This window comes from Devosia sp., assembly GCF_034675085.1.
Lineage (GTDB): Bacteria > Pseudomonadota > Alphaproteobacteria > Rhizobiales > Devosiaceae > Devosia.
In genome coordinates this window covers 1-2235 of sequence record NZ_JAUCDN010000423.1, presented here as the reverse complement: position 1 = coordinate 2235, position 2235 = coordinate 1, and the positions used below count along the sequence as shown (strand labels likewise).

Below are 2235 nucleotides of genomic sequence, written 5' to 3'. Positions count from 1 at the left end.
GGCGCGGCGGCGCCGATTTTGCCGGTTTGACGCTCATTTTTCGCCCTCCAATATGGCGTCCAGCCCGGCCCGGTAATCGGGATAGAGCATCTCGATCCCCAGCGCCTTCTTGATCGCGCCATTGGAGACGCGCTTGTTGTCGGCGTAGAAGCTTTTCTGCATCGGCGTCAATTGCGCCGTCGCGAAATCCTGCGCCGGCGGCGGCTCCAGCCCCAACAGCGCCGCGCCATGGGTCACCAGGTCCTGGGGCGGGGCCGGCGCGTCGTCGGCCAAATTATAGGTGCCCTCCAGCCGCGCCGCGGCCGCCAGCGCCGTCACCCGCCCGATATCGGCGACATGGATGCGGTTGAACACCTGTCCCGGCTTGACGATGCGATGGGCGGTGCCGGCGCGCAATTTGTCGAACACCGAGCGGCCCGGCCCGTAAATGCCGGCCAGCCTCAGGATCGCCAGCTTCACCCCGCGCGCCCTGGCATAATCGCGCCAGGCCTGTTCGGCCGCCACGCGCCGGTCGCTGCGCGCATTGCGCGGCAACAGCGGCGCGCTTTCGTCGATCCAGTTTCCGCCGAAATCCCCATAGACCCCCACCGTGGAATAATAGCACAGCCATTCCAGCCCCTCGGCCGCGTCCAGATCGGCGCGGTGATGGATCAGCGCCGGATCGCCCTCCGGCCCCGGCGCGATGGAGAGCACCACATGGCTGGCTTTTCGCAGCACGGGCCCCAGCGTCGGGCCCGGCTCGGTGCCGGTGAAAACATGCGAAAAAACGCCCTGATCGGTTAACGTTTCCCCCCGTTCGCGTGACCTGTTGCTGCCCTCGATGGTAACAGTCCGTGAACGCAAACGCAGATGCGTGACCGCCTCGCGGGCGGAAAAGCCCAGCCCGAACACAAACACATTCATGGATTATCCCCGCTCCATTCCGCCAGCACGTCGGCATGCTTTTCCCGCGCCATCAGCCCGGCGCGCAAGGCCTCGGCGCGCTCCGGCGCCAGCCGGCGCAGCGCCCAGATGGCCACGCCCCGCACCAGCGGGCTCTCGTCGTCCAGCCGCTTTTCCACCAGCGGCACGAAATCAATCTGGCCAGAATTGCCGATGCCGATCAGGACGTTACGCAAAAACCGGCTCACCCCGATGCGTTTGATCGGCGAGCCGGAAAACAGCGCCCGGAACCCCACATCGTCCAGTTGCACCAATTCGGCCAGCTCCGGCCGCTCCAGCTCCGGCCGCGCCAGCAGCCGCGCCTCCCGGCTCAGGGAAGCGAATTTGTTCCACGGGCACACGGCCAGGCAATCGTCGCACCCATAGATGCGATTGCCCATGGGCGCCCGAAACTCCAATGGAATCTGGCCCTTATGCTCGACGCTGAGATAGGCCAGGCACCGCCGCGCATCCAGCCGGAAGGGGGCGGCAAAGGCCTGTGTCGGGCAGATATCGAGGCATTTCGTGCAGGAGCCGCAGCTTTCGGGCTGCCTCTTGTCCACGGGCAGCTCCGCCGCGGTTACAATGGCCCCCAGGAACAGCCAGGAGCCGAAATCGCGGCTGACCAGCACCGAATGCTTGCCCTGCCAGCCCAGCCCCGCCGCCTCGGCCAGCGGCTTTTCCATCAAGGGGGCGGTATCGACGAACACTTTCACCTCGGCGCCCGAGCGCCGGGCCAGCAGCCCTGCCAGCTCCTTGAGCTTGCCCTTGATGATGTCGTGATAATCGCGGTTGCGCGCATAGACCGAGATGGTGCCCAGCCGCTTTTCGTTGAGCAGCGCCAGGGGATCGCTTTGTGGCCCGTAATTGAGCCCCAGCATGATCACCGAGCGCGCCTCGGGCCACAGCCCGGTGGTGCTGCCGCGCCGTTCGGCGGTGTCGGCCATCCAGTCCATGTCGCCATGCCAGCCGGCATCGAGCGCCCTGGCCAGCTTTTCGGGCAGGTCCGGCCGCGCATCGGCGCGGGCGATCCCGAAGCTGTCAAAGCCCAGCGCCGAGGCGCGCTGGCGCAGTTCGGCGACCAGCTTTTCGCCCCTGTCAGAAGTCGAGATCGGCATAGCCCTTTTGCGGCGGCATGGCGACCACCCGGTCGTTGAGAAGGGTGCGGAAGGCGGGGCGCGACTTGATGCGCGAATACCAGTCCCGCGTCTCCCCCGCCTTGCCCCAGTCGATATCGCCCAGATAATCGAGGGTGGACAGATGCGCCGCCAGGGCGAAATCGGCCAGCGTCATTTCGTCTCCGGCCAGCCACGA

At 66.5% G+C, this 2235-nt stretch carries 3 protein-coding genes; all 3 read right to left on the bottom strand.

Going from position 1 to position 2235, the window contains the following annotated elements:
* Window positions 1-33: 33 nt before the first annotated feature.
* Window positions 34-903: an NAD-dependent epimerase/dehydratase family protein gene (locus tag VDP82_RS17250; protein ID WP_323016054.1), complete on the bottom strand. Its 870-nt coding sequence runs from the start codon at window positions 901-903 to the stop codon at window positions 34-36.
* Window positions 900-2039 (bottom strand): tRNA epoxyqueuosine(34) reductase QueG, encoded by a 1140-nt coding sequence (queG, locus tag VDP82_RS17245; RefSeq protein WP_323016053.1) that lies wholly within the window; start codon window positions 2037-2039, stop codon window positions 900-902. Before queG ends, VDP82_RS17250 begins: the two co-directional genes overlap by 4 nt.
* The coding region (locus VDP82_RS17240) for a glutathione binding-like protein (protein WP_323016052.1) at window positions 2020-2235 on the bottom strand (216 nt) is incomplete at its 5' end. The genes queG and VDP82_RS17240, both read right to left, overlap by 20 nt.

What these genes read in the sequence shown, in the direction of transcription:
- VDP82_RS17250 (WP_323016054.1), bottom strand. Translation starts at nt 903, where the DNA reads ATGAATGTGTTTGTGTTCGGGCTGGGCTTTTCCGCCCGCGAGGCGGTC.
- queG (WP_323016053.1), bottom strand. Translation starts at nt 2,039, where the DNA reads ATGCCGATCTCGACTTCTGACAGGGGCGAAAAGCTGGTCGCCGAACTG.